The organism is Bradyrhizobium sp. SZCCHNRI1029, assembly GCF_032487555.1.
GTDB lineage: Bacteria > Pseudomonadota > Alphaproteobacteria > Rhizobiales > Xanthobacteraceae > Bradyrhizobium.
The window spans coordinates 1-26422 of sequence record NZ_JAUEUK010000017.1; the positions used below are offsets into that span (position 1 = coordinate 1).

Consider the following 26422-nt stretch of genomic DNA (forward strand, 5'->3'; position numbering starts at 1 on the left):
GCTAGGATGGAAAACTCCAGCAGAAGCGCTTGACGAGCTGCTGTCACGAATGAAAACACTTGGTGTTGCGACCACCGATTGAGCCCGCCACCGGCCTTCCCTGCGCGATGGTTTTCACGGCTGCTCCGCGCTCTCCCCGGGGACCGGCTTGTTTGCCCCCGTCGCTCGCAACCACGCACGAACGTGATCGCGAGCTTGGCGCCAGCTTCGGGGCGCCAGGACCACACGGCTTGACCGTCCGCCACGACATCAGCCGTCTTGCGCGCGAACGCGCCCGACCTCGCGACGGCCACCACTCCCCGCCCCCGCGTATCGTGACGACGCGTACGCCCCTCTCTGCATGAGGCGGGATGCGCGGGAGATAAGCATGATTTCCGGAAAAGCGAAACAAGAATATTTTTCGCAGGCGGGCTGGACACGAGCGGCAGATTGCGCTCGCCACCTCGATCGATTTGCCCGACGGGCAGCCCGGTACAACCTGCCTACGCCAATGCGATGGATTGCTCGTGCCCGTCCCGCCTTTCACCGCGGACGGCAGCAGCTTAGGATGCCATCGTCTCCACAATCCGGAACACGCGACGTGCCCGACTTCGAGCCGATCTACACCACGACCGGCGCCGAGAGCGTGGGCCGCTTCGTGGCAACACACTACGCACTATCAGAGCCGCTCGCGTGCCGCCTGATGAACCGCGGCTTCAACGACGTCTATCTGATTACATCCGCAACGGGCGCACGCTACGTCTTCCGTCTGTCGCATCACCGCGCCCGCGGCCCGGCCGATGTCCGCACCGAGACCGACTTCCTCGCACATCTCGCGCGCTGCGGCGTGCCGGTGGCCGCGGCGGTTCCGGCGCGCGACAGCGCGCTGTTCGTACGCGGCGAGGCGGCGGAAGGCGGCCGCGAAGGCGTGCTGTTTCACGCCATCGAGGGACGGCCCCCGGAGGTCGCATCGCAGAGCGACGCGCGCGCCAACGGCGTGACGCTTGCCCGAGTGCACGCGGCGGCGATGTCCTATCGGCCCGAAGCGCCGCTCTATCTTCTGGACCTCGACCATCTGCTGCACCGGCCGCTCGCGCGCGTTCAACAGCTCTGCAGTCTGATCGATGCCGATGATGGCGGCTTTCTCCAGGACATCGCGGAGCGAACCGCCGCACGGATCGAGGCGATGGAGGGCCTGACATGGACGCATTGTCACGGCGACTGCCACGGCTTCAATGCGCGCATCGGCGCCGGCGGCGAGGCCGTGTTCTTCGACTTCGACGACGGCGGTCCCGGCTATCTGGCCTATGACCTGGCCGTGTTCCTGTGGGCCAAGCTGTCGTTCGGCCGGCGCTTTCATGCGGCGTGGCACGCCTTCGTCGACGGCTACCGCTCGGTCCGCCCGATCTCGGCCGCTGATTTCGAGGCCGCGCATGCCTTCGTGATCGTCAGGCACTCCTGGCTGATGGGCGAGCAGGCCAGCCGTTCGCGCGAATGGGGTAGCGAGAATGTCCGCTGGGTCACGCAGCAGCGGGAATTTCTCGAAGGCTGGGAGGCGCAGCACCTTGCGACGCGCTTGCTATGAGCTTGGGCGGATCGGAGGGATTGAACCGGAGAGCTCCGGCGGCCGACGCATGATCCAGGCGTTCAGGCTTGCGGGGGTTGGGTCCTTTCCGCGGTGACGATGACGAAATTAACGTTTCGCAATCCTTCCGCCGCGACCGAAGCAGACGCAGCACGCCCGCATCGGAGATTTGAGCCATGACAGACACGATCGTTCAGTCACGCCGGCTGGGCATCATCGGTTGCGTGATCGGGCTCTGGTCGCGGCGGTTCTGCCGCATTGGGTGCTGCCGGTGATCGATCCGCCGCCGCCGATCGACCAGGTCATCGTCGATGTCGGACATCGCGTGAAGGAGCGCCTGATGGCGCGCATCAAGGGCGTCGACGACCAGGCGCCGGCGCGCGAGACGTCCTGGACCGACCGCCTGCACCAGCAATTGCCGGTGGCCGCGGTCTCGCTCGGTTTGCTTGCGATCATTCTCGGCGTCGTGGGTCAGTTGCGTCGCGAGGAGCGGCACGTCGCGGCGATGGCGACGACCCTGGGCGGCTGCGCGATCGCCGTGCAGCTTTCCTTCTTGCTGATGGGCGCGCTGATCGTGGTGGCCATCATCTATTTCCTCGGCGATTTCCTCGCGCTGTTCTGATCGCGAGGATGCACGTGCCTGGATCTGCCGGCTGCGGGCAGATGCGCCGTCGTCCATCTTCGATGCCACCCATTCTGTGCGAGCGCGGCGATGAATCCAGTGTGGTGCGCGGGGCCCTGGATTGCTTCGTCGCTGCGCTCCTCGCAATGACGGAGAGAAAGCGAGCTGCTCGAAAACGACGGGGCATCCGTGTCCTGTACGTCACAGCGGGACATCGGTTGAATGACGCACATTGCCAATATGATCGGGATGTGATTACTACGCGCTCCGGCGTTGAGCATTCGGCTCCGCCGCACAGGAGAGAGACGATGACTGCGATCATCCGTTGCTCCGCCAGGAGCCGCCGGGACTGATCCTCGCGTGAGGCGAGGTTTGGTCTGGCATGCGTGCGTCCGCGCGCGCTGATAGTCCCTGACCAGTTCTCCCTATCTTTCTCCAAGGTATTTACATGGGCAATTCCCATCGCGTGGACGGCCGTGCGCCGGTCCACGGCTTCTACTCGTTCAGCTCCTGGATCGAGGGCGCCGCTGCGCGCCAGCTCGAAACCGTGGCTGACATCTGTGGCGTGCGTGCTGTCGCCGGCATGCCGGATCTGCATCCCGGCAAGTTCGGTCCCGTCGGCTGCGCCATCCTCGCCGACCATATCCACCCGGCCTTCGTCGGCTCCGATGCGGGCTGCGGCATGGCGCTGTATCAGCTCGACCTCGCTTCGCGCCGGATTCGCGTCGACAAGGCGGCCGACCGGCTGCGCGACGTCGCCACACCCTATGACGGCGACATCGTGAGCGAGCTCGCAGCTCATCAGCTTGCGCCGTCCGACTTCGATGCGTCGCTCGGCACGATCGGCGGAGGCAATCACTTCTGTGAGCTGCAGGCGGTCGAGGAGGTGTTCGATCCGTCCTGCGGCATCGATCGCGACCGCGCCCATCTGCTGGTGCATTCGGGCTCGCGCGGCCTCGGCCATGCGCTGCTCGAACGGCAGATCGCCGACGGCCTCAAGCCGCTCGCGCCGGACAGTGGGGCTGGCCACGCCTATCTCGCAGCACATGATCACGCGCTGCGCTGGGCGTCGCTGAACCGGCAGGTCATCGCGCAGCGGGCCGCGACGGCCCTGCGCTGTGAGGCCGATCCGGTCTGCGCGTGCTCGCACAATTGCATCGAGCATCGTGCAGACGGCGTGTTGCACCGAAAGGGGGCTGCGCCGTCCGACCAGGGTCTCGTCGTCGTGCCGGGCTCGCGCGGCGCGCTGTCCTATCTGGTCGCGCCGCTCGCGTCAGCGCCAAAGGAGGCGTTGTGGTCGATCGCGCATGGCGCCGGTCGCAAGTTCGACCGGAGCTCGATGATCGGCCGTGTCGGCGCCACGCGATCGGATCGCGAGCGTCTCGCGCGCAATCCGTTCGGCGGCCGCGTGATCTGCGAGGACCGCGCGCTGCTCGCCGAGGAGGCGCCGGAGGCCTACAAGCCGATCGCCGGCGTGATCGCCGATCTCGAAGCATTCGGGCTGGCGCGCGTCGTCGCCAGCTTCCGCCCGCTGGTGACGGTGAAGAAGATCGCCGTCCAGCGGCCGCGCAGGGAGGACCGGCGATGAGACGGCTGCTCCTCACGGCGGGACGCGGTCCGGCCGAATGCCGGATCGCGGTCGCGCATGCGCTGCGGCGGCTCGCCGACGAGGCCGAGGCGGCGGACTGCGAATGCGCGATCGCGCGAGAGCAGATCGACGGGCATGGGCCGGCCAGCGCGATCGTCGTGCTGGACGGGCCGACGGCGGCCGACCTCGCGCGGCGCTGGACGCAGGGCTCGCTGCTCTGGGTGTGCCGCAGTCCGCTGCGGCCGCATCACGGCCGCAAGAACTGGTTCGTCGGCATCGTCGATCTGCCCCTGTCGGAGCGGATGGCGGCGTTGGCGGCCACCGACGTCCGGTTCGAGAGCTTCCGTGCCGGCGGGCCCGGCGGCCAGCACCAGAACAAGACCGAGAGCGCGGTGCGCGCGGTTCACGTGCCGACGGGGCTGGTCGCGATCGCGCGCGACGGCCGCTCCCAGCATCGCAACAAGGCGCTGGCGCTCGCGCGTCTCGCCGCATTGCTGGACGGCCGCGGGCGCCTGGCGGACGCCGGCGAGGCGCGCCTCATCCACGCGGCGCATGACCGCGTCGAACGTGGCGCAGCCGGGCTGCGCTTCGAGGGACCGGCATTCAGGCCGGCGGGATGATCACCGGACAGCGGGGGCGTCAGCGCCCCCGGCTGCACCTTCGACAGGCAGGATGCACAGTCATCTCTCCGCCAGACGACTGCCATGCGCGCCGCTCCGCACATTGGCGGATGACATCGCACCGCCGAACGGCTAAGCGGACCGCCCCCCCGGACGGAAACGAGACGAGCATGGCGGCAGCGGCCCATTGTGGCATCGACTTCGGCACTTCGAACACCACGGTCGGCCTCAGCAATTCCGCCTCCGCAGAGCTCATCCCCCTGGAGGGCGAGCAGCGGACCTTGCCGAGTGCGATGTTCTTCGATTTCGAGGATCACGGCACCCAGTTCGGGCGCAGCGCGATCGAGCGCTATCTGACCGGCCACGACGGCCGCTTCATGCGCGCGCTGAAGAGCATCCTCGGCACCGCGCTGATTCACGAGAAGACCTATATCCGGCAGAAGGCGGTGCCGTTTGCCGGTATCCTCGGCTTCTTCTTCGCGCATCTGAAGACGCGGATCGAGACGCGGCTCGGCAGGGAGATCAATCAGGTCGTGCTCGGCCGTCCCGTCCGCTTCGTCGACAAGGATGATGCGGCCGACGCGGAGGCGCAGAGCGCGCTGGAGGGCATCGCGCGGGACCAGGGTTTCAAGCACATCGCGTTCCAATACGAGCCGATCGCCGCCGCGCTCGACTACGAGCAGCAGGTCGCCCGCGAGGAGCTGGTGCTGATCGTCGACATCGGCGGCGGCACCTCGGACTTCTCGATCGTGCGCGTCTCGCCCGAGCGGCGCAGCAAGACGCAGCGCGAGGACGACATCCTCGCCAATGGCGGCATCCACATCGGCGGCACCGATTTCGACCGGCTTCTCAGCCTGAAAAGCGTGATGCCGCATCTCGGCTACGGCAGCCTGACCGCCGACGGCAAGCGCAACCTGCCGACGCTGTACTATCACGAGCTCGCCACCTGGCACCGCATCAACCAGCTCTACAAGAGGGGCGTGATCGGCGAGCTGCGCCAGATCCGCTACGAGGCCGAGCGGCGCGATCTGGTCGACCGCTTCATCAAGGTGGTGGAGGAGCATCGCGGCCATACGCTCGCGATCGGCGTCGAGCAGGCAAAGATCGCGCTGACCGCGGCCAAGTCGCTGACCTCGGTGCTGTCGGAGAAGGACGACTGGGCGCGCATCCGCTTCACGCGCAAGGATTTCGACCGCGCCATCGGCGATTCCGTCGAGCGCGTCGTCGGCACGGTGACCAAGCTGCTCGACGATGCCGGCGTCGGGGCCGCTGCCATCAACACCATCTTCCTCACCGGCGGCTCGAGCATGGTGCCGGCACTGCGTCAGGCAATCCTGGCGCTGTTTCCGGCGGCGCGCATCGCCGAGACCGACCTGCTCGGCAGCGTCGGCATCGGGCTCGCGCTCGACGCGCGGCGCAAGTTCGGCTGAGCCTGCTCAGCGCGGTTCCGACGCCGAGGGCTGCGGATCCTGCACCCGGGGCGTCCGCGGCCGTGGCGCGGCGCGCGGCGGGGCCGGTGCTGATCCGGGAACGCGGGCTTGGCTGCGCTTGGCCCGAGCCGGCGGCGAGCCGGTCGCCGCCGTTCCTGCACCCGCCTGCTGTCCGTCGCGGATGATGCGCCAGGGTTCGGGATCGATCGGACGCGATTGCGGAGCAACGACTGCGGGCCGGCTGGCGCGGCGCCGCCGCGGCGGCTCGCTTGGCGCCGGCCGCGCGACCGGACGGACTACGTCGGATGTCGTCTCGGCGGCCGGCGGCGCATCGGCGGGCATTTCGATCGGGACTGCCGCCACGGCCGGCTCGGCCGCAACAGGCTCCGCTGGAACGGCGGGCTCAGGTTGAGGCGGCCTCTCGACCTGCACGATCGATCCCGTGGTCTCCTCGACCGGCCCCGACTGGAACATGTCATTCGGCAGCAGCACGCCCGCAATCGCGAGTGCGGCGGCAAGGCTTCTGCCGAGCGAGATCCGCGCAGGACGCTCGGGCGGCAGCGCGGCGCGGCTGATGATCCGGCGGCCGGCATCGACGCCGACCACCGCGACGAAGGCCGCGAAGCCGAGGCTGCCGCCGACGCTTGGCAGAACCGCCGCCGCCTGGACCAGCAACGCGGTCAGCGCCACCGCGGCGACCAGCGTCTGGACGACACCCCGCAAACGCTGCGGCGACGACATGCCGACGAAACAACCGGCAAAATACGCGTCGGACAGGCGGGCATCGTCCGGCGCGAGCTGCTGCAGGATGACGAGACCGGCACAGGCCAGTGCTGCCGAGACGAAGATGCGCGCCGGCCGCCCTGCGGCCGCAACCCGCGGCAGCCTCAGCGCCACCATCGTTGCGACCATTCCGACGCCGCACAGCGCCAGCATGAGCACCGAATGATTGAGACCCCTGTCGAAGCCCTGAAGGCTGGCGACGCGCACCGGTGCGCCGTCGGCGCCGAGCAGCGGCGCGAAGCTGAGGAACAGAAACGAGCCGATCGCCGCGAGCGCGCCGAAGCGGCCGCCATAGCCGCGCAACAGCACGACGCGCAGCCGCATTTCGATCGCGCAGACGCTGCAGAACACGAGGCCGCAAAACAGCGACAGCAGCAGGAAGGACCTATCGACCGGAAGCCCCGACCGCGCCACGCTCTCGCTCAACGCAACGATCGGCGTCATCCCGCTGAAGCTGCCGCCATAGACCGAGGAGGAGAAGGTCGTCGGCAGCAGATCTCTGGTTCTTGCCGTGATCAGGCCAGCGCAGAGCAGCAGGGTGGCGGTGACCGACGCGAGCGCCGGGGACAGGCCCGACGTGCACAGGTGCAGCGTCGCCAGACAACCGAGAAAAGCGCCGGCGAACGAGGCCAGCGGCACGACATTCAGCGACCGGCGCGGCCAGCGGTGAGAGCCGGGCTCGGACGGCCGGTCGAGCGCGCCATCGCGGTCCGCTGTCACGGCCCCGCCAACGTCGATGGGTCCGGCCGCCACTCCGGCGCGGGCTGCACCTCATGGCGGGCCACGATGCGCGGTCGCGCCGTCGCGTGCGGCACCACCCGTGCCTGTTGGCGCTTCAGCCGGGCAGCCAGCACGCCCGCTGGCCGACCATCGCGACCGATCCGCCGGGACGGCTCTGCGGACGCGGGCGACGCGGACTGCTGGACCGGCTCACTCGAGGGCCGCGGGGCGAGCGGATTGGCGCCCTCCGGATTCAGGATCTGAAGCGGCAGATCGGGCGCTGTGTCAGCGGCGAAGGCCGGCTCGCCGGGCGCCGTGCCGTCGCGCCGATCCTCGTCGTGTGAGGGCATCGTGGTCCGCGCCGGCGCAGCGGCTTTGTCCGCGTTCACCAACGGACCATTGGGCTCCGCCACCGGCGGCTGAAACATCAGCTCGCTGGTGAGCAGCACCGCGAAGATAGCGAGTGTGGCGACGAGTCCCCGCGTCCAGGCGAGGACGGTCTGCCACGGCGATTCCCCTGCCTCGACGAACAGACGAACCGCAGCATCCACGAAGATGACCGAGACGAAGGCGATGTATCCGAGGCTGCCGCCGACGCTCGGCAGGATGGGACCGGTGAGGATCAGCAGGCACGTCAGCAGCACCACCGCGGCCATCGCCTGCGGCAGGCTGCGGAGCCGCCGCAACGACGACATGCCGACGAAGCAACCGGCGGAATAGGCGTCGAGATCAGGGGCCTTGCTGGGCAGAAGCTGCAGCACCACGAGGCCGGCAAAGGCCACCGTCGCCGCAACGAAGATGCGTACCGCGCGGCGCGACCCGGCCACGGGCGCCCAGCGCAAGGCGGCCATCGTCGCCAGCATGCCGACCGTGCACAACGCGAAGGTGAGCGCAGTTCCACCGAGCCCCTGCTCCAGCGCGCCGCGGCGCGCGATCGGAAACAGCTCGCCCTCGGCGCCAAGCAGCGGCGCGAGACCGACGAACAGGAACGAAGCGACCGCCGCCAGCGCGCCCAGTCGTCCACCATAGCCACGCGCGAGCCCCCCGCGCAGCCACATGTCGAGCGCACAGCCCAGACAGAACACCAGTCCACAGAACAGCGAGAGCAGAACGAAGGCGGCGTCGAGCGGCAGGCCGGCGCGAATGACGCTTGCGTTCAACAGCGCCACGGGTGTCATGCCGACGAAGCTGCCGCCATAGGCCGACGAGAAGAACGTGCTCGGCACCAGATCCGCGGTCCGTGTCAGGATCAGCGAGGCGCACAGCAGCAAAGCCGCCGCGGCCGAGGCAATCAGCGGCGACAGCCCGGTTGCACTCAGATGCAGGGTCATCAGACAGCCGAGGAACGCGGCGATGAACGACGCCAGCGGCGGGCAGCCGAGCTGGAACAGCTCCGAGCCGTAGAACGGCGCGGCCCGGCCGAGCTGCCGATCGCGCCATGTGCGCGGATCGAAGCTCTGCTCTGCCTGCAGACGACGTAACTGACGATCCGCCGTTTTGCGCTTCATATCCACGACACCCCGAATCGCGCCCGCCCAAGATCTGCGTGATGATCTCGCGGCAGACGAATGGTTGACGTTCGGGCGCAACCCTGAGCCCGAGCCGGCGCAGTTTCCTGCGACGGTTGTACGCGCGCTGCATTCGTGCAGGCTGCGTGTGCTCGATTCATGCACTGCAATGCAACGTTGTGGAAGTATCGGGCTCCAGTCCGGGCGTGAAAGTTCCTGGCAACCTTAATGGCGGAGCGCGATGCGAAGTATCAATGACATGCGAGTTAGACGGCGTAGCAACCCCGGCTTGCAAACGAGCTTGGTAAACGACAGCATGGCGTCATGCTCACGCCCACGTTGCATACCGCCCGTCTGATCCTGCGGCCGCTGGCCCTCGCCGATGCGCCGGCGATCCAGCGTCAGTTCGACAACTGGAACGTGATCCGCAACCTCGCGGCCGTCGTGCCGTGGCCCTATCCTCCCGACGGCGCCGAGACCTTCGTCAGGCTGCAGCTCGACAGGATCGCGGCCGGCGAGGAGCTGTATCAATGGGTGCTGGCGCTGCGCGACGGTGACGGCGAGGCCATCGGCAATATTCACTTCCGGCCGCGCATGGAGTCGATGAAGGGCCATCGCGGCTTCTGGCTCGCTGAGCCCTATTGGAATCGAGGGCTGATGAGCGAGGCGATCGCCGCCGTGAACGACTTCGCCTTCGGTCCGCTCGGGCTCGATCAGTTCACCGTCTGCAACGTCGCGAGCAACATCGCATCACGGCGGGTCAAGCAGAAGACGGGCGCCGAGTTCGTCGGCTTCATCGAGGTCGCGCACCACAATGGCGAGACCCGCTCCGAGCAATGGATCGTGCGGCGGGAGACGTGGCTGCAACGCCGAGAAAAGCAACGCGCTCCCGCCTGAGATCGTCGGCGCTACGCGCTCGTCGTCACGTCGAGCACCGCCTGCGCAAACGCCTGCGGCGCTTCCTGCGGCAGGTTGTGGCCGATGCCGCCAGTGATCAGCCGGTGCTCGTAGCGGCCGGTGAACTTCCTAGCGTAGGCCTCGGGCGCTGGATGCGGCGCGCCGTTGGCATCGCCCTCCATCGTGATGGTGGGCACGGTGATGTCGGGAAAGGTCGCGAGCCTCGCCTCCAGCGCATCGTATTTCGCCTCACCCTGCGCGAGGCCGAGCCGCCAGCGATAGTTGTGCACGACGATGTCGACGTGATCGGGATTGTCGAAGGCGGCGGCGCTGCGCGCGAACGTGGCGTCGTCGAACGCCCATTTCGGCGAGGCCGTCTGCCAGATCAGCCTGGCGAAGTCGCGCCGGTTCTTGTCGTAGCCCTCGCGACCGCGCTCGGTCGCGAAGTAGAACTGGTACCACCATTGCAGCTCGGCGGCCGGCGGCAGCGGCATGCGGCCGGCCTGCTGGCTGCCGATCAAATAGCCGCTGACCGAGACCATCGCCTTGCACCGCTCCGGCCACAGCGCCGCGATGATGTTGGCGGTGCGCGCGCCCCAGTCATAGCCGGCGAGGGTCGCGGTCCTGATCGCGAGCGCGTCCATCAGCGCGACGATGTCGGCGGCGACGGCGACCGGCTGGCCGCTGCGCAACGCGGTCGGCGACAGCAGCCGCGTCGTGCCGTAGCCGCGCAGATGCGGAATGATGACGCGATGGCCGGACGCGGCCAGCGCCGGCGCGACGTCGGCGAAGCTGTGGATGTCGTACGGCCAGCCGTGCAGCAGGATGACGACGGGGCCGTCGGCCGGACCTGTCTCGGCATAGCCGATGCTGATCTCGCCGGCCTTGACCTGCTTGATCGGTCCGAGCGACGTCGCAGCCCCCGGCCGGATCGCCGGCAGCTTCGACGCCGACTTGAAGCTCTGCGCCTGCCCGGCGCTGGAGCCGAATTGAAAGGCCGCAACGGCGGTTCCGGCAAGGGTGAGGAAACGGCGGCGGCTGGCGTGAAGGATGGTCGGCATGGCGGAGGCTCCTGGTTCCGAGGTGCGGTCGTTGTGCGCCTTGCGCCCGCGCGGCGCTTGGAGGAGGCATTGATTTTTCCTTGAGGCCGGCTTGATTTTGCGGATCGCGTGACGCGAAGGTGAAACCGGCGGCCAGGACGGTGCCTGTGGTATATTGCTTCGACGATTTCGTGCTCGATCCCGGCCGCCGCGAGCTGCGCCGCGGCGACGACCTGGTCGCGATGGAGCCGCAGGTGTTCGACCTGCTCGCGTTCCTGATCAGGACGCGCGAGCGCGTCGTCAGCCGCGACGACATCCTCGCCGAGGTGTGGGGCGGCCGCATCGTCTCCGAGGCGACGCTGGCGAGCCGCATCAGCGCGGCGCGGAGCGCGATCGGCGACAGCGGCGAGGCGCAGCGGCTGATCCGCACCATTCCGCGCAAGGGCGTCCGCTTCGTCGGGGCGGTCCGTGAGCAGGCCGACGCGGTGCAGACGCCGGCCGTATCAGCCGCACCCGCCTTCGACGGCCCCGCCATCGCCGTGCTGCCCTTCACCAACATGAGCGGCGATCCCGAGCAGGACTATTTCGCCGATGGGATGGCCGAGGACATCATCACCGCGCTGTCCCGTTGCAGCGGCCTCGCCGTGATCGCCCGCAACTCCTCCTTCATCTACAAGGGCAAGGCCGTCGATATCCGTACGGTCGGACGCGAGCTCGGCGTCGGCTACGTTCTCGAAGGCAGCGTGCGCCGCGCTGGGTCCCGCCTGCGCATCAACGGGCAGCTGATCGATGCGGCGTCCGGTGCGCATCTGTGGGCGGAGCGCTTCGACGGCCAGCTGGACGATGTGTTCGCGCTGCAGGACCGCATCACCGAGAGCATCGTGGCGGCGATCGAGCCGACGCTCGAACTGGCGGAAGGCGAGCGGCGCCGCGCCACGCCGCCGCTGCATCCGGACGCCTACGATCTGCTGCTGCGCGCCGCCAGCCTGCGCGACGCCTTCACGTCCGACAGCCTCGCGGCGGCGACCGCGTGTCTGGACCAGGCGCTGGCGATCGATCCCGCCTGCGCGCCCGCGATGGCGGCTTGGGCCTATTGCCAGGCGCTGCGCCACTTCCAGGGCTGGAGCGCGCCGGACGAGACCTATCGCACGGCCGCCGTGGCGCGGGCGTGGCAGGCGTGCGAGCATGCGCCCGGTGACGCGCAGGTGCTGTGGATGGCGGCCTTCGCGATCTGGAACATGGCCGAGGACATCGCCCCAGCACGGGAGCTGTTCCGCCGCTCGCTTGCCATCAACCCGAACTCGGCGATGGCGCTGACCTTGAGCGGCTGGATCGAGATCATGGCCGGACACACGGCTGCGGGACGCGCGATGATCGAACGGGCGCGGCGGCTGAACCCGCGCGATCCGCGGGGCTGGTTCGCAGCCGGAGCGCTGGCGATCTGTGCGGTGGCGGAGGACGATCTCGCTGGCGCCGTTCAATGGGCGGAGATCGCGCTGGCGCAGAACCGGCGTTTCGCCGTCGCGCTCCGCGTCCTGATCGTGGCCCTGGTCAGGACCGGAGAGATGTCGCGCGCCGGCGAGGTCGCGCGTCAGCTTCTGAGCCTCGAACCGCATCTCACCGTGTCCGAGTTCCTCGAACGGATCCCGTTTCCGGCCGGGACGCTCGCCACAACCTACGCGGAGGCACTGCGCGCAGCCGGTGTGCCGCCATGAGCCCGTTCGCGTGCAGTGGACCGTGTTGCAACTGAGATTTTCGACATAAACGGCAAAGTTGCGAAACTTGGCTAGACCTCGTTCATACTACCTTAGGTTCCATTCCGTAGTTTCGCGGGCATCGTTCGGCGGTCATGTTGCCGGGCGGCGGAGGGAATTGATGAAGAAATTGCTTCTCAAATTTTACGAGGATGAATCGGGCGCAACCGCGATCGAGTACGGCCTGATTGCGGCCGGCATCGCGCTTGCGATCATCACCATACTCAACAAGCTCGGACTCACCCTGGAAGGCATCTTCACGACCCTGACCACGAAGCTGAACGGCGGCTGATCGATCGATTGTCTGCGATGGCGTTCTCAGGACCGGAGCAATCCGGTCGCCATGGTCGGACTGGCCGGGCCTCGCGCCCGGCCTTTGTCTCTTGATGAGCTCCATTCTTCGATGGAGCGGCGCCGCAACCGACCTATCAATGGGTCGTGCTGCGTCCAGCCTCCTCGCACGCGTTCATGCAGCGCCGGCAGGACTCGGCGCAGATCCGGCAATGGGCATGCATCTTGGCGTGCTTATCGCACTCCTCGGCACATAGCCGGCACGCCGCCGCGCAGGCCTCGAGCATGCGGCTGATCATCTCCTGGTCGGAGCCCGTGCGCCGCGTGGCAAGACGGCCGGTGACGTTGCAGACGTCGGCGCAATCGAGATTGAGCCGGATGCACTGCGTCAGCCTGGCGACGCTATTCTCTCCGAGACACGCATCGACGCAGGAGGTGCAGATCTGAGCGCAGGAGTAGCACTCCTCGATGCAGCGGACGAGTGCGTCGTCAACTCGACCGCGGACGTGCGGGTGGGTTTCGATCATCTGTTGAGCGTGCATGGGAGCTCCTGTCCGTTGGCCCCCGCGAGCGACAATGAAGATCGGCTGCAAAGGTTCTTATCGCCGCGCCGTTCGGTGCCTGACCTGTTCCCGTGGCGCGACCCCGATCGTCTTACGATCCGCGTGACGGAATTATCAGTCCGCCTGGCGTCACGGCTTCCAGCCTTTCAGTCCTGCCTCAGGCTCATCAGCGCCATTTCGCAGAACTGCCATCCGAAACCTGGCGGCGCGCGCGTATGGACGACCCGGTTCGGTTGAGGCACAACACCTCTCATCACTGACGTCGGCGGCCAAAGCCGCGGACCAAGAATGGGCGCCCGTGCGAGGCAGCCGACGATACGGAGGAATGGATGCTGATTCCGATGGCCGACGTGCCGCGCTGGTATGCGGAGCGCAAACCCGGGGACAGCGTCGCGCTCCGGCACGGCACCGATGTCCTGACCTGGGAGCAGCTCGAGCGCCGCGCCAATGCGCGTGCGCGCGCCTTCGCGGCCAAGGGCGTCAAGCCCGGCGACTTCGTCGCGATCGGCCTGCCCAACGGCAATGCGCTGTTCGAGACCAGCTTCGCGGTGTGGAAATGCGGCGCGACGCCGACGTCGCTGTCGTGGCGGCTGCCGCGCGGCGAGGCCGCCGCGGTGCTCGAGATCCTCAAGCCGTCACTGGTGGTCGGCGGCGAGGCCGACTGGAATGCGCCGAACGCGCTGCCGGCCGATTTCACGCCCGAGGGCTTTTCCGACGCGCCGCTCGCCGCGCCGGTGTCGCGCTATTGGAAAGCAATGACCTCGGGCGGCTCGACCGGACGGCCGAAGGTGATCCTCGATCACCAGCCTGCGGTAACCGACACCGCCGCCGAGCCGCCGCTCGGCATTCCGAAGGGCGCATCGCTGCTCAATCCCGGCCCACTCTATCACAACGCGCCCTTCATCGTGTCGCATTACGCGCTGTTCGCCGGCGGCAGCCTGACCGGGATGGTGAAGTTCGACGCCGAAGAGACGCTGCGGCTGATCCAGACGCAGCACATTCAGTGGGTCAACTTCGTGCCGACGATGATGCACCGGATCTGGGCGCTGCCGGAGGCGGTCCGCAACAGCTACGATCTGTCGAGCCTGAAGATGGTGTTCCACATGGCCGCGCCGATGCCGCCATGGCTCAAGGAAAGATGGATCGAGTGGCTCGGGCCCGAGCGCGTCTACGAGCTCTATGGCGGCACCGAGCGCCAGGGCCGCACCATCATCTCCGGCACCGAATGGCTGCAGCACAAGGGCTCGGTCGGCAAGATCGACGAGTCCTGCAAACTGCGCATCCTCGATCCCCAAGGCAATGACGTCGCGCCGGGCGAAAGTGGCGAGATCTACTTCCTGCCTGCGGATGGTCCCGGCAGCACCTATCACTATCTCGGCGCCGAGCCGAAGCGCCGCGCCGACGGCTGGGAGTCGCTCGGTGACATCGGCCGGCTCGATGCCGACGGCTATCTCTATCTCGGCGATCGCCTCGCCGACATGATCCTGCGCGGCGGCGCCAACATCTATCCGGCCGAGGTCGAGGCGGCGCTGATGGCGCATCCCGACATCCGCTCCTGCGTCGTGGTCGGCCTGCCCGATCCAGAGCTTGGCCAGCGCGTGCATGCGATCGTGGAGATCGACCGCTCCAGGAATGCGCAGGGAATCGTCGACGGCATGAGCGCGTTCCTTGCCGACCGGCTCAGCCGCTACAAGCACCCCGAAAGCTACGAGCTGGTCGACGTCATGCTGCGCGACGATTCCGGCAAGGTCCGCCGCACCTTGCTGCGCGACGAGCGCGCGGAGTGGGTGAAGGATGGCCGCGACTTCCGTCTCGTGCCCACGCGGGCGCGCCCGGCGGCAGACTGACGGCACGGAAATTTTTCGAACGTTTACGATGCTGGCGTAGACGCCGTGAAGGGAAGGAGAGTCCGCGCCATGATGTCGAGACGACGGTTTCTGCGCGCCGCGGGTACGGCCGCGGCGCTGCCCTTGGCGCGGATGCCGCGGGCGCGGGCCGAGCTGCGCACCATCCTCAACGACGCCAGCCGGCTCAACCCGACGCCGGTCGCCAGGCATGTGGTGATCAGCAAGCCCACGACCGACGACCTGATCGCGCGGCTGCGCGCCGAGCTCAAGGAGGCGGCCGCGGCGAAACGCCCGGTGACCGCGGCCGTGGCCCGGCATTCGATGGGCGGCCAGAGCCTGCCGCGCGACGGCACGGCGATCACGCTCGACGGCGGCGCGATCGAGCTCGACACGGCGGCGAAGACCTATCGCACCGCGGCGGGCAACCGCTGGTGGGACGTGATCGCCGCGCTCGATCCCAAAGGCTTCTCGCCGGCCGTGATGCAGTCCAACAGCGATTTCGGCGTCGGCAGCACGTTCTGCGTCAATGCCCATGGCTGGCCGGTGCCGTATGGCCCGTTCGGCTCCACGGTGAAATCGATCCGCATGCTGCTCGCCGACGGCACCTTGGTGCAGTGCTCGCGCAACGAGAATGCCGAGCTGTTCGGGCTCGCGATGGGTGGCTACGGCCTGTTCGGCATCGTCGTCGATCTCGAGGTCGAGATGGTGCCGAACCTGCTGCTCGAGCCGCGCTTCGAGCGCATGGCGCCGGAGAAATTCGCCGAGCAGTTCACACGCAACATCGACGGCGACGCCAATGTGAAGATGGCCTATGGCCGGATGTCGGTGTCCCGCAAGGCGTTCTTCGACGACGCCCTGCTCGTCACCTTCCGCCCCGCCCCCGATGCTCCGGCGACCCTACCCGCGGCAGTCAGCTCCGGCAAGCTCACCGGCGTCGCCAACACGATCTATCGCGCCCAGACCGGATGGGAGGTCGCCAAGGGCCTGCGCTGGTTCATGGAGACCCGGCTCGGCCCCGCCATCTCCGACAGCCGCTACACCCGCAACTCGCTGATGGCCGAGCCGGTCGCCAATCTGGCGCAGAAGGACATGCACCGCACCGACATCCTGCACGAATATTTCGTCGCGCCGGAGCGGTTCGGCGAGTTCCTCACCGCCTGCCGCGAGATCATTCCCAAGGCGCGCGCCGAATTCCTCAACGTCACCCTGCGCTACGTCGCCGAGGACAAGACACCCGCGCTCACGATCGCACCGGTGCGCCGGATCGCGGCCGTCATGTCGTTCTCGCAGGCGACCTCGCCCGAAGGCGAGATCGACATGCTGCGGACGACGGAAGCGCTGATCGACCGCATCACGGCGATTGGCGGCGCGTTCTATCTGCCCTATCGTCTGCACGCGCGCCGCGACCAGGTCGAGAAGGCCTATCCGGCGGCCGCGCGTTTCGTCGCCGCCAAGCGGCAGTATGATCCGAACCTCCTGTTCCGCAACGCGATGTGGGACGCCTATTTCGCATGAATACATCAGCAGCAGATGGCTTCGCATTGGACCGCTATCGCATCGCCGCGCTGGCGCTCGCCATGGCGCTCCTGTTCGCCGCCGCGACCGACTACATCCCGACCTTTATCGATGCGCAAGGCCGCGTGTTCGGCCTGTTCCAGCTCGACATCTACAAGGATGCGCTGCATGTCGCCTCCGGCCTGTGGGCGCTGGCGGCGATGCTGACCCGCCGCAGCGCGGTGTTCTTCCTGCGCGTGTTCGGCTCGCTGTATTTCCTCGACGGCGTGATGGGCGTGTTCACCGGCTCGGGCTATCTCGACCTCTCGATCGTCATCGACGGCATCCGCGACACCTCGTGGCTGGTGAAGGTCCTCTCCAGCCTGCCGCATCTCGCACTCGGCGCGATCGGCATCGCGGTCGGCTGGTCGCCGTGGCGTAGACAGGCTGCCCTCGCATGAGCCTGCGTCGTAAAGCGCTGTATCTTCTCGGCGTCGTTTTGGCAGCCGCGGCGATCGGCGTTGCCGCCACCGTGATCAGCGTCGAGACGGTCTGCGTGGCCGACGTCCCGACCCCGATGGTGACCTCCTACTTCGGCATCACCGATCCCGCATATGCGCGATCACAGGGTGACAGCTTCCTGACCTTTCCTGAATGGTACATCGTCCACGCCTATGCCGACCTCGCTGCGGTGACCGGGCAGGCCTCGGAGTCCGACTTCCACTATCTATCGAGCGTCTCCGGCTTCTGGCGCAGCCTGTGCCGGGCCACGCGCCAGGCCGCAGGCTCCGGTCCCGCTACCTCGGAGCAGAAGCTGACGAACTACATCATCGGCTTCAGCTTCACCGCCGAGATGGCGCTCCAGGGCGCTTACGAGAAGAGCATCGGGGCGATCAGCTGGGAGACCACCGACGGCGTCAAGACAGCGGAGGACGCCTTCAACCTTGCCCTGCTGAAGGACTACGCGGCGTTCCTGTATCAGACGCCCTGGTATCGGTATCCCTTCGTCGCCAAGCTCGATCAGTTCTGGCGCGAGACGCCCTTCGTGCCGTCGTTCCGCGCCGTGGAGCGGCGCGTCTCGCTCAGCCTGCAATATGCCGGGCGCGCCGCCTATGCGGCCGTCATCGGCTATGTGGCGGGCTACGATCCGGCCGTGCTGACCATCCAGAGCGTCGTCACCGGCCTGCCTGCCGCCGAGCTTGCAGCCATTCCGGGCGTGAAGGTGATCCGCGAGGTCACGGACTCCAAAGGCATGAAGGGCGTGCTGGTGGAGACCGAGCGCTACGCCAAGTTTGATTCCTTCGCCAAGGAGCTCGGCCGTCATGACGGCGCCGCGTTCGGCGAAATCGCAGGCAATCATCGTATCCTGGTCACGATCGTGGTCCCTCCGGGCGACGGACGGCTGGCAGCTTTCGATGGGCTGCCTATATTCAGTGTCCCGATCCAGTCGCGCCCCGGTGCCCGTCGCATCGGCGTCGACGTACCGGTCCGGTCTTTGGTTCAGGACATCGGCCGTTTCGAAGCCGCGGGATATACGTTCGAGCATGCCTACGACTATTGACCGGCATCCCCCGTCCCGCGCCCTTCCCTTGAAGGGCGTGCTGGCCGTTGCCCTCGTCTGGTTTGCGGGCATGGCTGCCATGGCCCTGGTGATCAAGCCGGATGCGGTGGTCGTGTTCGGCCCGTCCGACCGTATGATCTCGGCGATCGTCGCCTCCGACGGAGCCTTGCTCGATGCCGGACGTTTCCACATCGCGGCCAAAACCGGAGCCACGACTGTCGGCAGCCTGTATGCTGCCGGAGCGTGGCTGGTCTGGCCCGTGATCGGCAGGGGCTGCGGCCGCGGGTAGTTGGGAAGCCAGTTCCTCCCGACGCCGATGCGGAGCCGGCGGAACTGGCGCAGCCGGCCAAAGATGTTAAGCTCGCGTTCACGCTGTGGCCGTCACGCGACACGAAGCAGAAGCTTGGTCGATGCACCCGGGGGTATCGACAGAGCAGGAGAACGAAATGCCTTCTTTGACCGAATGGAAAGTGCCGTCCGCCTTCCAGCCTCGCGCCGAAGACTATCAATATGATCTCGATCAAGCCCTGTCCTCGATCGTGGGCCTGCATGCCATCATTCCGTCCGACGCCTTCAGCGCGGAAACGCTGGGGACCGAACGTGCCGGCAATGCCGTCGTCATCGACGACGGGCTGGTGCTGACCATCGGCTACCTGATCACCGAGGCCGAATCCGTCTGGCTGCACCCCAATGACGGACGCGTGGTCGAGGGCCATGTGCTCGGGTTCGACTTCACGACCGGCTTCGGCCTGGTGCAGGCGCTCGGATCGCTCGACCTGCCGGCGCTGCCGCTCGGCTCGTCGGCGGCAACCAAGGTCGGCGATCATGTCGTGCTCGGCGGCGCCGGCGGACGCACGCGATCGGTCGCGAGCCAGATCATCGCCAAGCAGGAATTCGCCGGCTATTGGGAATATCTGCTGGACGAGGCGATCTTCACCCACCCCGCCCATCCGAATTGGGGCGGCACCGGCCTGCTCTCGGCCAAGGGCGAACTGATCGGCATCGGGTCGCTGCAGTTGGAGCGCGAGCGCGACAGCAAGGACGAGCACGTCAACATGATCGTGCCGATCGACCTGTTGAAGCCGATCATCGATGATCTCAGGCGCTTCGGCCGTGTCAACAAGCCGGCACGCCCCTGGCTCGGCATGTACGCGACGGAGGTCGACGATCGCGTCGTCGTGATCGGCGTCTCCGACAACGGCCCGGCGGCCCGCGCCGAGCTCAAGGCGGGCGACGTGATCCTCGGCATCAACGGCGACAAGGTGACGAGCCAGAGCGAGTTCTATCGCAAGCTCTGGGCGCTCGGCGCAGCCGGCGTCGACGTGCCGCTGACGGTGCACCATGAGGGCGTCACCTTCGACGTCACCATCGCCTCGACCGACCGCGCCAAGCTGCTCAAGGCGCCGCGGCTGCACTGAGGCGGCCGCGGGCCTGCGTTCACGCGTTGACGTGCCAGGCCGCAGCGATCTGGTCGTGCAGTTGCGCATCCGTCGGCAACTGTGATGCCACCGTGGGATCGAAACCCGGATGCGCCTGGGCGTAGGTCGCCATGGCCTGCACGAGTTGCGAAACCTGGGTATCGATCTCGAGACCGCCGGCCTTGATCTCCTGCAGCTGATAGGAGCCGCCAAGGAACCAGTCGGCGACGGTGACCTGCTGATGGGTGCCGAGAATGTCGATCTCCAGATCGTTGCCCGATTTGACGAACCAGAAATTGTCGGCCGTGTAGGTCGTTCCGAAATCGAGCGTGCCTGTCGGCTTCGACAGCGACGCTACGCCGTTGATGATGACGTCGTTGCCGTCGCCTTGCGCATAGACGTAGGTGGCGCCGACGCCGCCGACCAGGATGTTGTCGCCGGCCCCGCCCTTGAGCACGTCGCTGCCGCCGCCGCCGATCAGCAGGTCGTCATTGGCGGTGCCGAACAGCGTGTCGTTGCCGCCGCCCGCGATCAGCAGCGCACCGTCGGACGCAGCAATGATCGCGCCCGGCACCGGATCGACCGCGACCGTGGTCGCCGCGTCGCTCAAGGCTGCGCTGAGCCAGTCGAGATTGTCGGTCTTGCCGCCCCAGAGCACGCCGATCGCCAGGTCGATCAGGCCAGCGTCCTCACTGTCGAAACTCGCGACAGCATCGATCAGCGCGAGCTTGCCCAGGACGTCGACAGCCGATCCGGTGTCGGCGCGCGACCACAGGTCGGACGACAGATCCGCGACCAGCAGGTTGTTGGCCGTGTCCTGATAAAGGATGCCGTGCTCATGGCCGATCACGCCCGGCGTCGCCGCGACCTCGTCGTGGTTCTGCGCCAGCAGTGCCGAATATTCCACCACGATATCGGCCAGCGCCTTCTCGACCCCGCCGTTCTTCAGGTAGGTCGCCGCAGTGTCGGCGCTGACGCTGTTGCCGAGCACGCCACCGCCGTTGAACAGGGCCTGCACGGCGCTGTTGCCGTAGCCACTGGCGTCGGTCACCGTCGAATAGGCGATCATGTCCTTCATCTTGTCGGACGGCGCGCCTTCGCCGCTCACACCGGCCGCGGGAATGCCGACGGCCGAAGCAATGGCGTCATCCTCCAGCGGCGCCAGCAGCACAGCCGCCGCCTTCTTCCAATCCTGGGCACCGTTGTCGCTCGCCCACTGCATCATCGTCAGCAGCGCGATCGAGTGCAGGCTGACCGGATCCTGACCGAGATCCGTGCCCGCGCCGAGCACGGTCTTCTGCTCTGACGAGATGCCGATCGCAGCATGGGCGATGGCAAGCGCGCCGGCGACCGGTCCGAGCTGCAGCAGCGCCAGCGGCGCTTCCAGCACCGGCGCCGCAGCCCGCACATATTGCAGGATCTCGCCGGACAGGGAGACCATGTGAATGTCGGAATAGCGGTCGACCGGGTGCGACGTCAGCGCGCCCCAGAAGCCGTGCAACTGGTCGTAGCGGACCTCAGCCGCGAATTCGAACGGCATCGCGTCATACGCATAGGCCACCTTGTCGTTGAGCGCCGCGATGTAGCCGGCAAGTCCGCCGCCGAGCGAATGTCCGGTCAGCGAGACGTTCGATGTCGCCCATGTCTTGTAGTAGGACTCCGCATCCGGGAACTGCGTCGGCCAGCCGGCCAGACCGGCACCGCCAAGCCACGATGGCACGTCGGCGAGACTGTCGGTGCCGCGAAACGAAATGATCCGTGTCGATGGATCGCCCGCGAGCTGATAGGTCGCGGCCTCGAAATTGTCGGCGGTCGAGGTCACGCTCGCCGCCACCAGCTCATAGCTCCCGATACGGTTGAAATTGACCACGAGCGTCGGGTTGACGCCCCTGTTGTAGACGTCCATGGCGAGCACCGCGTTGATCAACGCGGCCGACGGCGATTTGGTCATGATGCGAATCCCCCCTCGGCAACCGATCGGCAGTTTTGACCCAGGGCGGTGATCCACGAGGAACCCTCCGCCGCGCCGCCGGCTCTCACCAAGTGCGACATCGCGCCCGAATTTTGTCAATCAACTATCGTCTGCGCGTGTATTCGCGCGCGACTCACCTGCCGCGCGCGACGGCAGCGTCCGCACCGCGTTGACTTGCAGGAGCCGCATCGCGAGATTGCGGCTTCGCGGAGCGAACACGCGTTCGGAAAATGGTCATTGCCCGGACGCCCGATTTTGCGTTGCATGACCGGCAAGCAGACGAGACGGCCAGCCCCGCGTATCGCGTATCAAGGAGACCTGCATGACGGATGCCGTGGTGGATGACATTCTCATCGTGTTGCCGCCACTGCTGCAGACGCTCGAAGCCCTGTCCCACGTTGCACGCTACCTGAACCCGCCGGATTTCGATCGCGTGATGGCTGACGTCGGCGATCCCGAGCAGGTGCTGCACACGGCGCGGATTCATCTCACGTCGTGGCCGGCGGACTTCGCCCATATCCGTATCGCCTTCGACACCGCAGCGGACGCAGCGCTGATGTCGTTTGCCGGCCTGCGCGCCGTTCAGCGCGGCGAGGGCGACCTGGTCGACGTGTTCAGGGCCCTCCGTCAATTGCCCCGCGCACTCGAGGCGCTGTTTCCACTGGCCGCGACGCTGCCGCCGCTGAGCGAGTTCTTCCTCGATCCCACCGTCGACGGTGACGACGGGCTGCGCCAGCTGCTGGCCGCGTCCTCTGCAGGCAAGGACACCGTGTTTCACGACCATAACGAGATCGGCAATCGCGGCGGCTTTTCGCTGTATGTGCCGGAATACTACACGGCGGACCGAGACTGGCCGCTGGTCATGGCGCTGCATGGCGGCAGCGGCAACGGCCGCGACTTTCTCTGGAGCTGGCTGCGCGCCGCGCGCAGCCTCGGCGCCATCCTGGTTGCTCCCACCGCGGCAGGACCGACCTGGGCGCTGATGGGCGACGACGCCGATACGCCGAACCTCCTGCGCATTCTCGACCTCATCCGCAGTCGCGTCGCGATCGATCCCGCCCGCATACTCCTGACCGGGATGAGCGACGGCGGCACGTTCTGCTACGTCAGCGGACTGGCCGCAGGCTCACCGTTCACGCATCTTGCGCCGGTGGCCGCGACGTTCCATCCGCTGATGGCCGAGATCGCCGACCGGGACCGTCTGCGCGGCCTGCCGATCCAGATCGTGCACGGCCGGCTCGACTGGATGTTTCCGGTCGAGATCGCGCGGCATACGGCCGACGCCCTGGCCAAGGCCGGCGCCAACGTCGCCTATCGCGAGATCGACGATCTCAGCCACAGCTATCCGCGCGAGGTGAATGTCGAGCTGCTGCGCTGGCTGATGCGCTGAGCTTGATTCCCTTGCTACGACATGGCTGATCGGCAATGCCGCCGACACAATGTCGGCGGATTTTGTCCGCATTGGTTCTGCTCGGTCATACAGCGGGGGCGCTGCACACGGGCGGCCATGACGCCGCCGAAGGTTTGTTCATGCCCTCGCCGCTGATGCCCTCGCCTGCCGCGTCCGTCGCGCAAGTCTCGTCCGCCCGCTCCTCCACCTCCGTCGTGCTCGCCAATGGCGTCAACCGTCTCGAGGTGACGCTGAAGCTCACGACCGCGATCCTGGCGCTGGCCGCCGGCGTCTACACCTATCTTGGCGTCCGCGAGCTGCTCAACGGCAGTCCGACCACGGTGTTCTTTGCGGCGGTCATCTACTCAGTCGCGGTCTCGGTCGGCATCTACGCCTTCTGGGTGTTCATGATGCAGTTCATGCCGCACGTCACCAGCGCGATCGGACGCTTGATGATGGCCGGCTGCATGCTGCTGGGCTCGCTGATGATCGTCGCGATGTCGTCCTGGCTGAATGCGTCGGCCCTGGCCGGCGCCGCAGCGATCCAGCAGCATCTCGCCATCACCGTGCAGAACTACACGCGCGACCTCGACAGGGCCAACAGCCAGGCCATCGCTGCGCAAAGCCTGCTGCCCGATATCCAGCTCGCCTCCTCCCGCTTCGCCAAGCTGGCGGACGCCGAACGCGCGGGCTCGCTCACCGGCACCTCCGGATCGGGCACCGTGGTCCAGCTCCTCGCGCAGATGTCGACGCAGCTCGACGGACTGGGACAACAGGTCCAGGAGTCCGGCAAGCGCGTCTCTGCTCTCTACGAGCAGGGCGGCAAGAGCCTCGCCAAGATGCGCGAGCTGATCTCCGACCGCGGGCCGATCGCAACGCGTAGCGATGCCTTCGCCACGGAGTCGTTGAACCTGATGGGCGTGATCGCCAATCTGCAGCAGACCTCGGTGGCACCTGCGGTGAGGCGCGCCGCGACGTCGCTTTCGGCCGGATTCATCGCGCCTGCCGCAGGCGGACGCAGCGGCGACCTGGCCGAGCGCCAGACCGCCGTCGTCGGCAAGGTGGAGAGCGCGATCGCCACGCAGGCCGCCTCGCTCGCCGACGCCGCCGACAAGATCCTGGCGCTGCCGCGCATCGAGCCGACCCGGTTCCAGACGCTGTCGCCCGCTGAAGCCGTGCTGCGCTACGCTGGCGACTTCATACCGAGCTGGGCCGGCGCAATCTCGATCGACCTGATGCCGGCGGTGCTGGTGCTGATCCTCTGCGTCGTCCATGCCGCCATCCGCCGCGAGGGCCTGCCCGCCGTGAGCGCCTCCAGCCTGACCGCCGCCGATCTCGTCACCGCATTGCAGATTGCGCGCGAGGTGGAGGACGCCAGGCGGGCGGCCGAGCGACGGCCAGCCGAAACGCCCACGGAGGAGCCTTCTGCACCGGCCGTTGAGCCGGCGCCGGCCGCGGCGGATGAGAACGTGACGTCGCTGTCATCGGCTCGAATCGGAAAGTAGTCCCGTGGCTTCGGCGCTGAACCGACGCGTCCATGCCTGGCTCGCGGACAATCCCGATGAGAGCATTCTGCGTTGGGTCTTCCGCAGCATTCTCGTCGTCACCGTCGCAGTTCTCGCGGCGGACCTGCTCGAGTTGAATGCTCCGCAAGTGCCATCGGATGCGGCCCCGCCTCAGCTCGACATTCGGCGCGACGCGCCGGACCTGCCGGAGGAATCACCATCCGTGCTGGCGCCCCTGATGAAGCGGCTGATGCCGCTGCCGCAGGGCGATCGTGCCTTGCAGCGGCCGATTCAGTTCGAGCTGCGCGGCGGCGGCCGGCTGTTCGCGACCGGCACGATCACGCCCGGCAGCGCGCGCAGCTTTGCGGACGCAGTCGAACGTCATGGCGAATATATTAGGACGATCGTGCTGAACTCGCCCGGCGGCTCCGTCGCCGACGCGCTGGCGATGGGGCGACTGATCCGCGCGCGGAAATTCGCAACCGAAGTGGAGGCGGGAAAATATTGCGCCTCGTCGTGCCCGCTGGTGTTCGCCGGCGGTCTCGAGCGCCGGGCCGGCGAGCGGGCGATCATCGGCGTGCATCAGATCGCCGCAGTCCCCACGTCCGGGACCGCCGTGAGGTCCGGCGACGACATGAGCCTTGCGCAGAACATCTCGGCGCGATGCCAGCGCCATCTCGCCGAGATGGGCATCGATCTGAAGGTCTGGGTGCATGCGATGGAGACGCCGCATGACCAGCTGTTCACGTTCAAGCCCGACGAGATGAAAACACTCAATCTCGTCACCTCGCTGCCGGAATCGCGGCCTGAAAAATCGCGCAGTTAGGATGTTCTGATCGCGGTGGACCGGGACCGCGGCGGGCGCGGAACCAAGTTTCGACCGCGGCGTTATTGGCCGTCACACTGGAGAACATGACATGCGGACATTCGTGGGAATGATCCTGGGGGCTCTCATTCTGGGGTTCGGCGTCTACATCCATGATTCGATGCAGACCTCCGAGGTCGCCAACGGGCCGACCGCGCAGACGCGCCGGACGATCGTGAACTGGGACGTCGCGGCGGACAGCTGGAATTCACTCAAGACCCGCGCACATGACGACTGGGTTCGCATCTCGTCGAAGTAACGCGCACGACGCTGCTGTTTTCAGGGCGCCTCGGCCGTTGGTCGGGGCGCCTTTGCTTTGCCAATCAGTTGGCCGCCCTGGCCTTGCGCGCGTCGGCGATGACCTGCTCGAACTGCGCCATGGTCAGCACGCCGGGTACCCTGAACTTGCCGACGATGAAGGACGGCGTACCGCGGAAACGCAATCCCCGCGCCTGCTTGTCGTTGCGCGCCAGCATGTCATCGATGGCCTTGGCGTTTGCGGCGAGGTCGCGCTTGGCGCGGTCGACGTCGACTCCTGCTCCCGCGAGCAGCTCGTCGATGCGCGGTTCGGTGAGCTTCGAGCTGACGCCGATCAACGCCTCATGCGCCTTCGCATATTTGTCCTGATATTTGCAGGCCAGCGCCATCCGCGCGGCAACCACCGAAGTCGGCCCGAGAATCGGCCACTCCTTGAGAACCCAGCGCACCTTGCCATCATCATGGATGACCTGCTGCAGCTCGGGATCGAGCTTGCGGCAATACGGACAATTGTAGTCGAACCATTCGACGATCGCGATGTCGCCCGAAGGATTGCCGAGCACCGGCGCATCGGGGTCGCGCAGCACCGCGCCCTCGTCGGGCTCGTCGGCGTCCTCGGCGCGACTGTCGCGGGGCCACAAGGAAAGCGCCGCGCCTGCGCCAAAAAGCGTCAACACGTCACGCCGGCTGCTGGCGGAGGTGATCGCAGTCGAGGGGACGCGCTTCATTGAG

Annotated in this window: 24 protein-coding genes; 18 read left to right on the top strand and 6 right to left on the bottom strand. The window is 67.2% G+C overall.

From position 1 onward, the window contains the following. The first annotated feature begins 580 nt into the window (after window positions 1-580). From QW861_RS31955 to QW861_RS31975, 5 genes are all read left to right on the top strand, one after another. Window positions 581-1564 (top strand): phosphotransferase enzyme family protein, encoded by a 984-nt coding sequence (locus QW861_RS31955; protein WP_315754362.1) that lies wholly within the window; start codon window positions 581-583, stop codon window positions 1562-1564. 220 nt (window positions 1565-1784) lie between these two features. Beyond that, window positions 1785-2186 carry a hypothetical protein gene (locus QW861_RS31960; protein ID WP_315754360.1) on the top strand — a complete coding sequence of 134 codons (402 nt, stop codon included), beginning with the start codon at window positions 1785-1787 and terminating at the stop codon, window positions 2184-2186. 448 nt (window positions 2187-2634) lie between these two features. Then, window positions 2635-3774 (top strand): RNA ligase RtcB family protein, encoded by a 1140-nt coding sequence (locus QW861_RS31965; protein WP_315754358.1) that lies wholly within the window; start codon window positions 2635-2637, stop codon window positions 3772-3774. Then, window positions 3771-4394 (top strand): peptide chain release factor H, encoded by a 624-nt coding sequence (gene prfH / locus QW861_RS31970; protein WP_315754357.1) that lies wholly within the window; start codon window positions 3771-3773, stop codon window positions 4392-4394. The genes QW861_RS31965 and prfH overlap by 4 nt, the downstream gene beginning before the upstream one ends. Before the next feature lie 170 nt (window positions 4395-4564). Further along, the gene (locus QW861_RS31975) at window positions 4565-5824 is read left to right on the top strand and encodes an Hsp70 family protein (RefSeq protein WP_315754355.1); all 1260 of its coding nucleotides are present in this window, start codon (window positions 4565-4567) and stop codon (window positions 5822-5824) included. 6 nt (window positions 5825-5830) lie between these two features. Here QW861_RS31975 and QW861_RS31980 read toward each other — a convergent pair whose 3' ends face one another. Both QW861_RS31980 and QW861_RS31985 read right to left on the bottom strand, forming a co-directional pair. Continuing rightward, window positions 5831-7327, bottom strand: coding sequence for a hypothetical protein (locus QW861_RS31980; protein ID WP_315754354.1), 1497 nt, complete (start codon window positions 7325-7327; stop codon window positions 5831-5833). Then, entirely contained in the window at window positions 7324-8835 is a 1512-nt protein-coding gene (locus QW861_RS31985) for a hypothetical protein (RefSeq protein ID WP_315754352.1), read from the bottom strand. Before QW861_RS31985 ends, QW861_RS31980 begins: the two co-directional genes overlap by 4 nt. A gap of 324 nt (window positions 8836-9159) precedes the next feature. On the opposite strand from QW861_RS31985, the gene QW861_RS31990 reads away from it, so the two are divergent. Continuing rightward, window positions 9160-9732, top strand: a complete 573-nt coding sequence (locus tag QW861_RS31990; protein WP_315754349.1) for a GNAT family N-acetyltransferase — start codon at window positions 9160-9162, stop codon at window positions 9730-9732. Window positions 9733-9743: 11 nt separating this feature from the next. Here QW861_RS31990 and QW861_RS31995 read toward each other — a convergent pair whose 3' ends face one another. After that, window positions 9744-10793: an alpha/beta hydrolase gene (locus tag QW861_RS31995; protein WP_315754347.1), complete on the bottom strand. Its 1050-nt coding sequence runs from the start codon at window positions 10791-10793 to the stop codon at window positions 9744-9746. A gap of 146 nt (window positions 10794-10939) precedes the next feature. On the opposite strand from QW861_RS31995, the gene QW861_RS32000 reads away from it, so the two are divergent. Together QW861_RS32000 and QW861_RS32005 are read left to right on the top strand one after the other, a co-directional pair. Beyond that, complete coding sequence (locus QW861_RS32000; RefSeq protein WP_315754373.1) at window positions 10940-12487, top strand: winged helix-turn-helix domain-containing protein; 1548 nt, start codon at window positions 10940-10942, stop codon at window positions 12485-12487. Between the two features lie 160 nt (window positions 12488-12647). Continuing rightward, window positions 12648-12818, top strand: coding sequence for a Flp family type IVb pilin (locus tag QW861_RS32005; RefSeq protein WP_284418181.1), 171 nt, complete (start codon window positions 12648-12650; stop codon window positions 12816-12818). A gap of 136 nt (window positions 12819-12954) precedes the next feature. Here QW861_RS32005 and QW861_RS32010 read toward each other — a convergent pair whose 3' ends face one another. Continuing rightward, entirely contained in the window at window positions 12955-13359 is a 405-nt protein-coding gene (locus tag QW861_RS32010; protein WP_315754344.1) for a four-helix bundle copper-binding protein, read from the bottom strand. A gap of 350 nt (window positions 13360-13709) precedes the next feature. On the opposite strand from QW861_RS32010, the gene QW861_RS32015 reads away from it, so the two are divergent. From QW861_RS32015 to QW861_RS32040, 6 genes are all read left to right on the top strand, one after another. Next, window positions 13710-15227, top strand: coding sequence for an AMP-binding protein (locus QW861_RS32015; RefSeq protein WP_315754342.1), 1518 nt, complete (start codon window positions 13710-13712; stop codon window positions 15225-15227). A gap of 69 nt (window positions 15228-15296) precedes the next feature. After that, a complete protein-coding gene (locus QW861_RS32020; RefSeq protein ID WP_315754340.1) occupies window positions 15297-16742 on the top strand; it encodes an FAD-binding oxidoreductase in 1446 nt (481 codons plus the stop codon). Beyond that, the gene (locus QW861_RS32025) at window positions 16739-17182 is read left to right on the top strand and encodes a DUF4383 domain-containing protein (protein ID WP_315716214.1); all 444 of its coding nucleotides are present in this window, start codon (window positions 16739-16741) and stop codon (window positions 17180-17182) included. Before QW861_RS32020 ends, QW861_RS32025 begins: the two co-directional genes overlap by 4 nt. Continuing rightward, window positions 17179-18282, top strand: coding sequence for a hypothetical protein (locus tag QW861_RS32030; protein WP_315754338.1), 1104 nt, complete (start codon window positions 17179-17181; stop codon window positions 18280-18282). The genes QW861_RS32025 and QW861_RS32030 overlap by 4 nt, the downstream gene beginning before the upstream one ends. Next, window positions 18266-18571 carry a hypothetical protein gene (locus tag QW861_RS32035; protein WP_315754336.1) on the top strand — a complete coding sequence of 102 codons (306 nt, stop codon included), beginning with the start codon at window positions 18266-18268 and terminating at the stop codon, window positions 18569-18571. Before QW861_RS32030 ends, QW861_RS32035 begins: the two co-directional genes overlap by 17 nt. Before the next feature lie 157 nt (window positions 18572-18728). Next, entirely contained in the window at window positions 18729-19700 is a 972-nt protein-coding gene (locus tag QW861_RS32040; RefSeq protein WP_315716217.1) for a S1C family serine protease, read from the top strand. 19 nt (window positions 19701-19719) lie between these two features. On the opposite strand, the gene QW861_RS32045 is transcribed toward QW861_RS32040, so the two are convergent. Then, window positions 19720-21651 (bottom strand): calcium-binding protein, encoded by a 1932-nt coding sequence (locus QW861_RS32045; protein WP_315754334.1) that lies wholly within the window; start codon window positions 21649-21651, stop codon window positions 19720-19722. A gap of 343 nt (window positions 21652-21994) precedes the next feature. Between QW861_RS32045 and QW861_RS32050 the strand changes: the two genes are divergently transcribed. The 4 genes from QW861_RS32050 to QW861_RS32065 all read left to right on the top strand — a co-directional run bounded on the left by QW861_RS32050 (window position 21995) and on the right by QW861_RS32065 (window position 25691). After that, the gene (locus QW861_RS32050; RefSeq protein WP_316193964.1) at window positions 21995-23062 is read left to right on the top strand and encodes a phospholipase; all 1068 of its coding nucleotides are present in this window, start codon (window positions 21995-21997) and stop codon (window positions 23060-23062) included. A 140-nt stretch (window positions 23063-23202) separates the two neighbouring features. Beyond that, a complete protein-coding gene (locus tag QW861_RS32055; protein ID WP_409998693.1) occupies window positions 23203-24567 on the top strand; it encodes a hypothetical protein in 1365 nt (454 codons plus the stop codon). A gap of 4 nt (window positions 24568-24571) precedes the next feature. Next, a complete protein-coding gene (locus tag QW861_RS32060) occupies window positions 24572-25393 on the top strand; it encodes a hypothetical protein (protein WP_315754330.1) in 822 nt (273 codons plus the stop codon). A 91-nt stretch (window positions 25394-25484) separates the two neighbouring features. Continuing rightward, complete coding sequence (locus QW861_RS32065) at window positions 25485-25691, top strand: hypothetical protein (protein ID WP_172111383.1); 207 nt, start codon at window positions 25485-25487, stop codon at window positions 25689-25691. Window positions 25692-25755: 64 nt separating this feature from the next. On the opposite strand, the gene QW861_RS32070 is transcribed toward QW861_RS32065, so the two are convergent. Continuing rightward, the gene (locus QW861_RS32070) at window positions 25756-26418 is read right to left on the bottom strand and encodes a DsbA family protein (RefSeq protein WP_315716222.1); all 663 of its coding nucleotides are present in this window, start codon (window positions 26416-26418) and stop codon (window positions 25756-25758) included. Window positions 26419-26422: the final 4 nt, after the last annotated feature.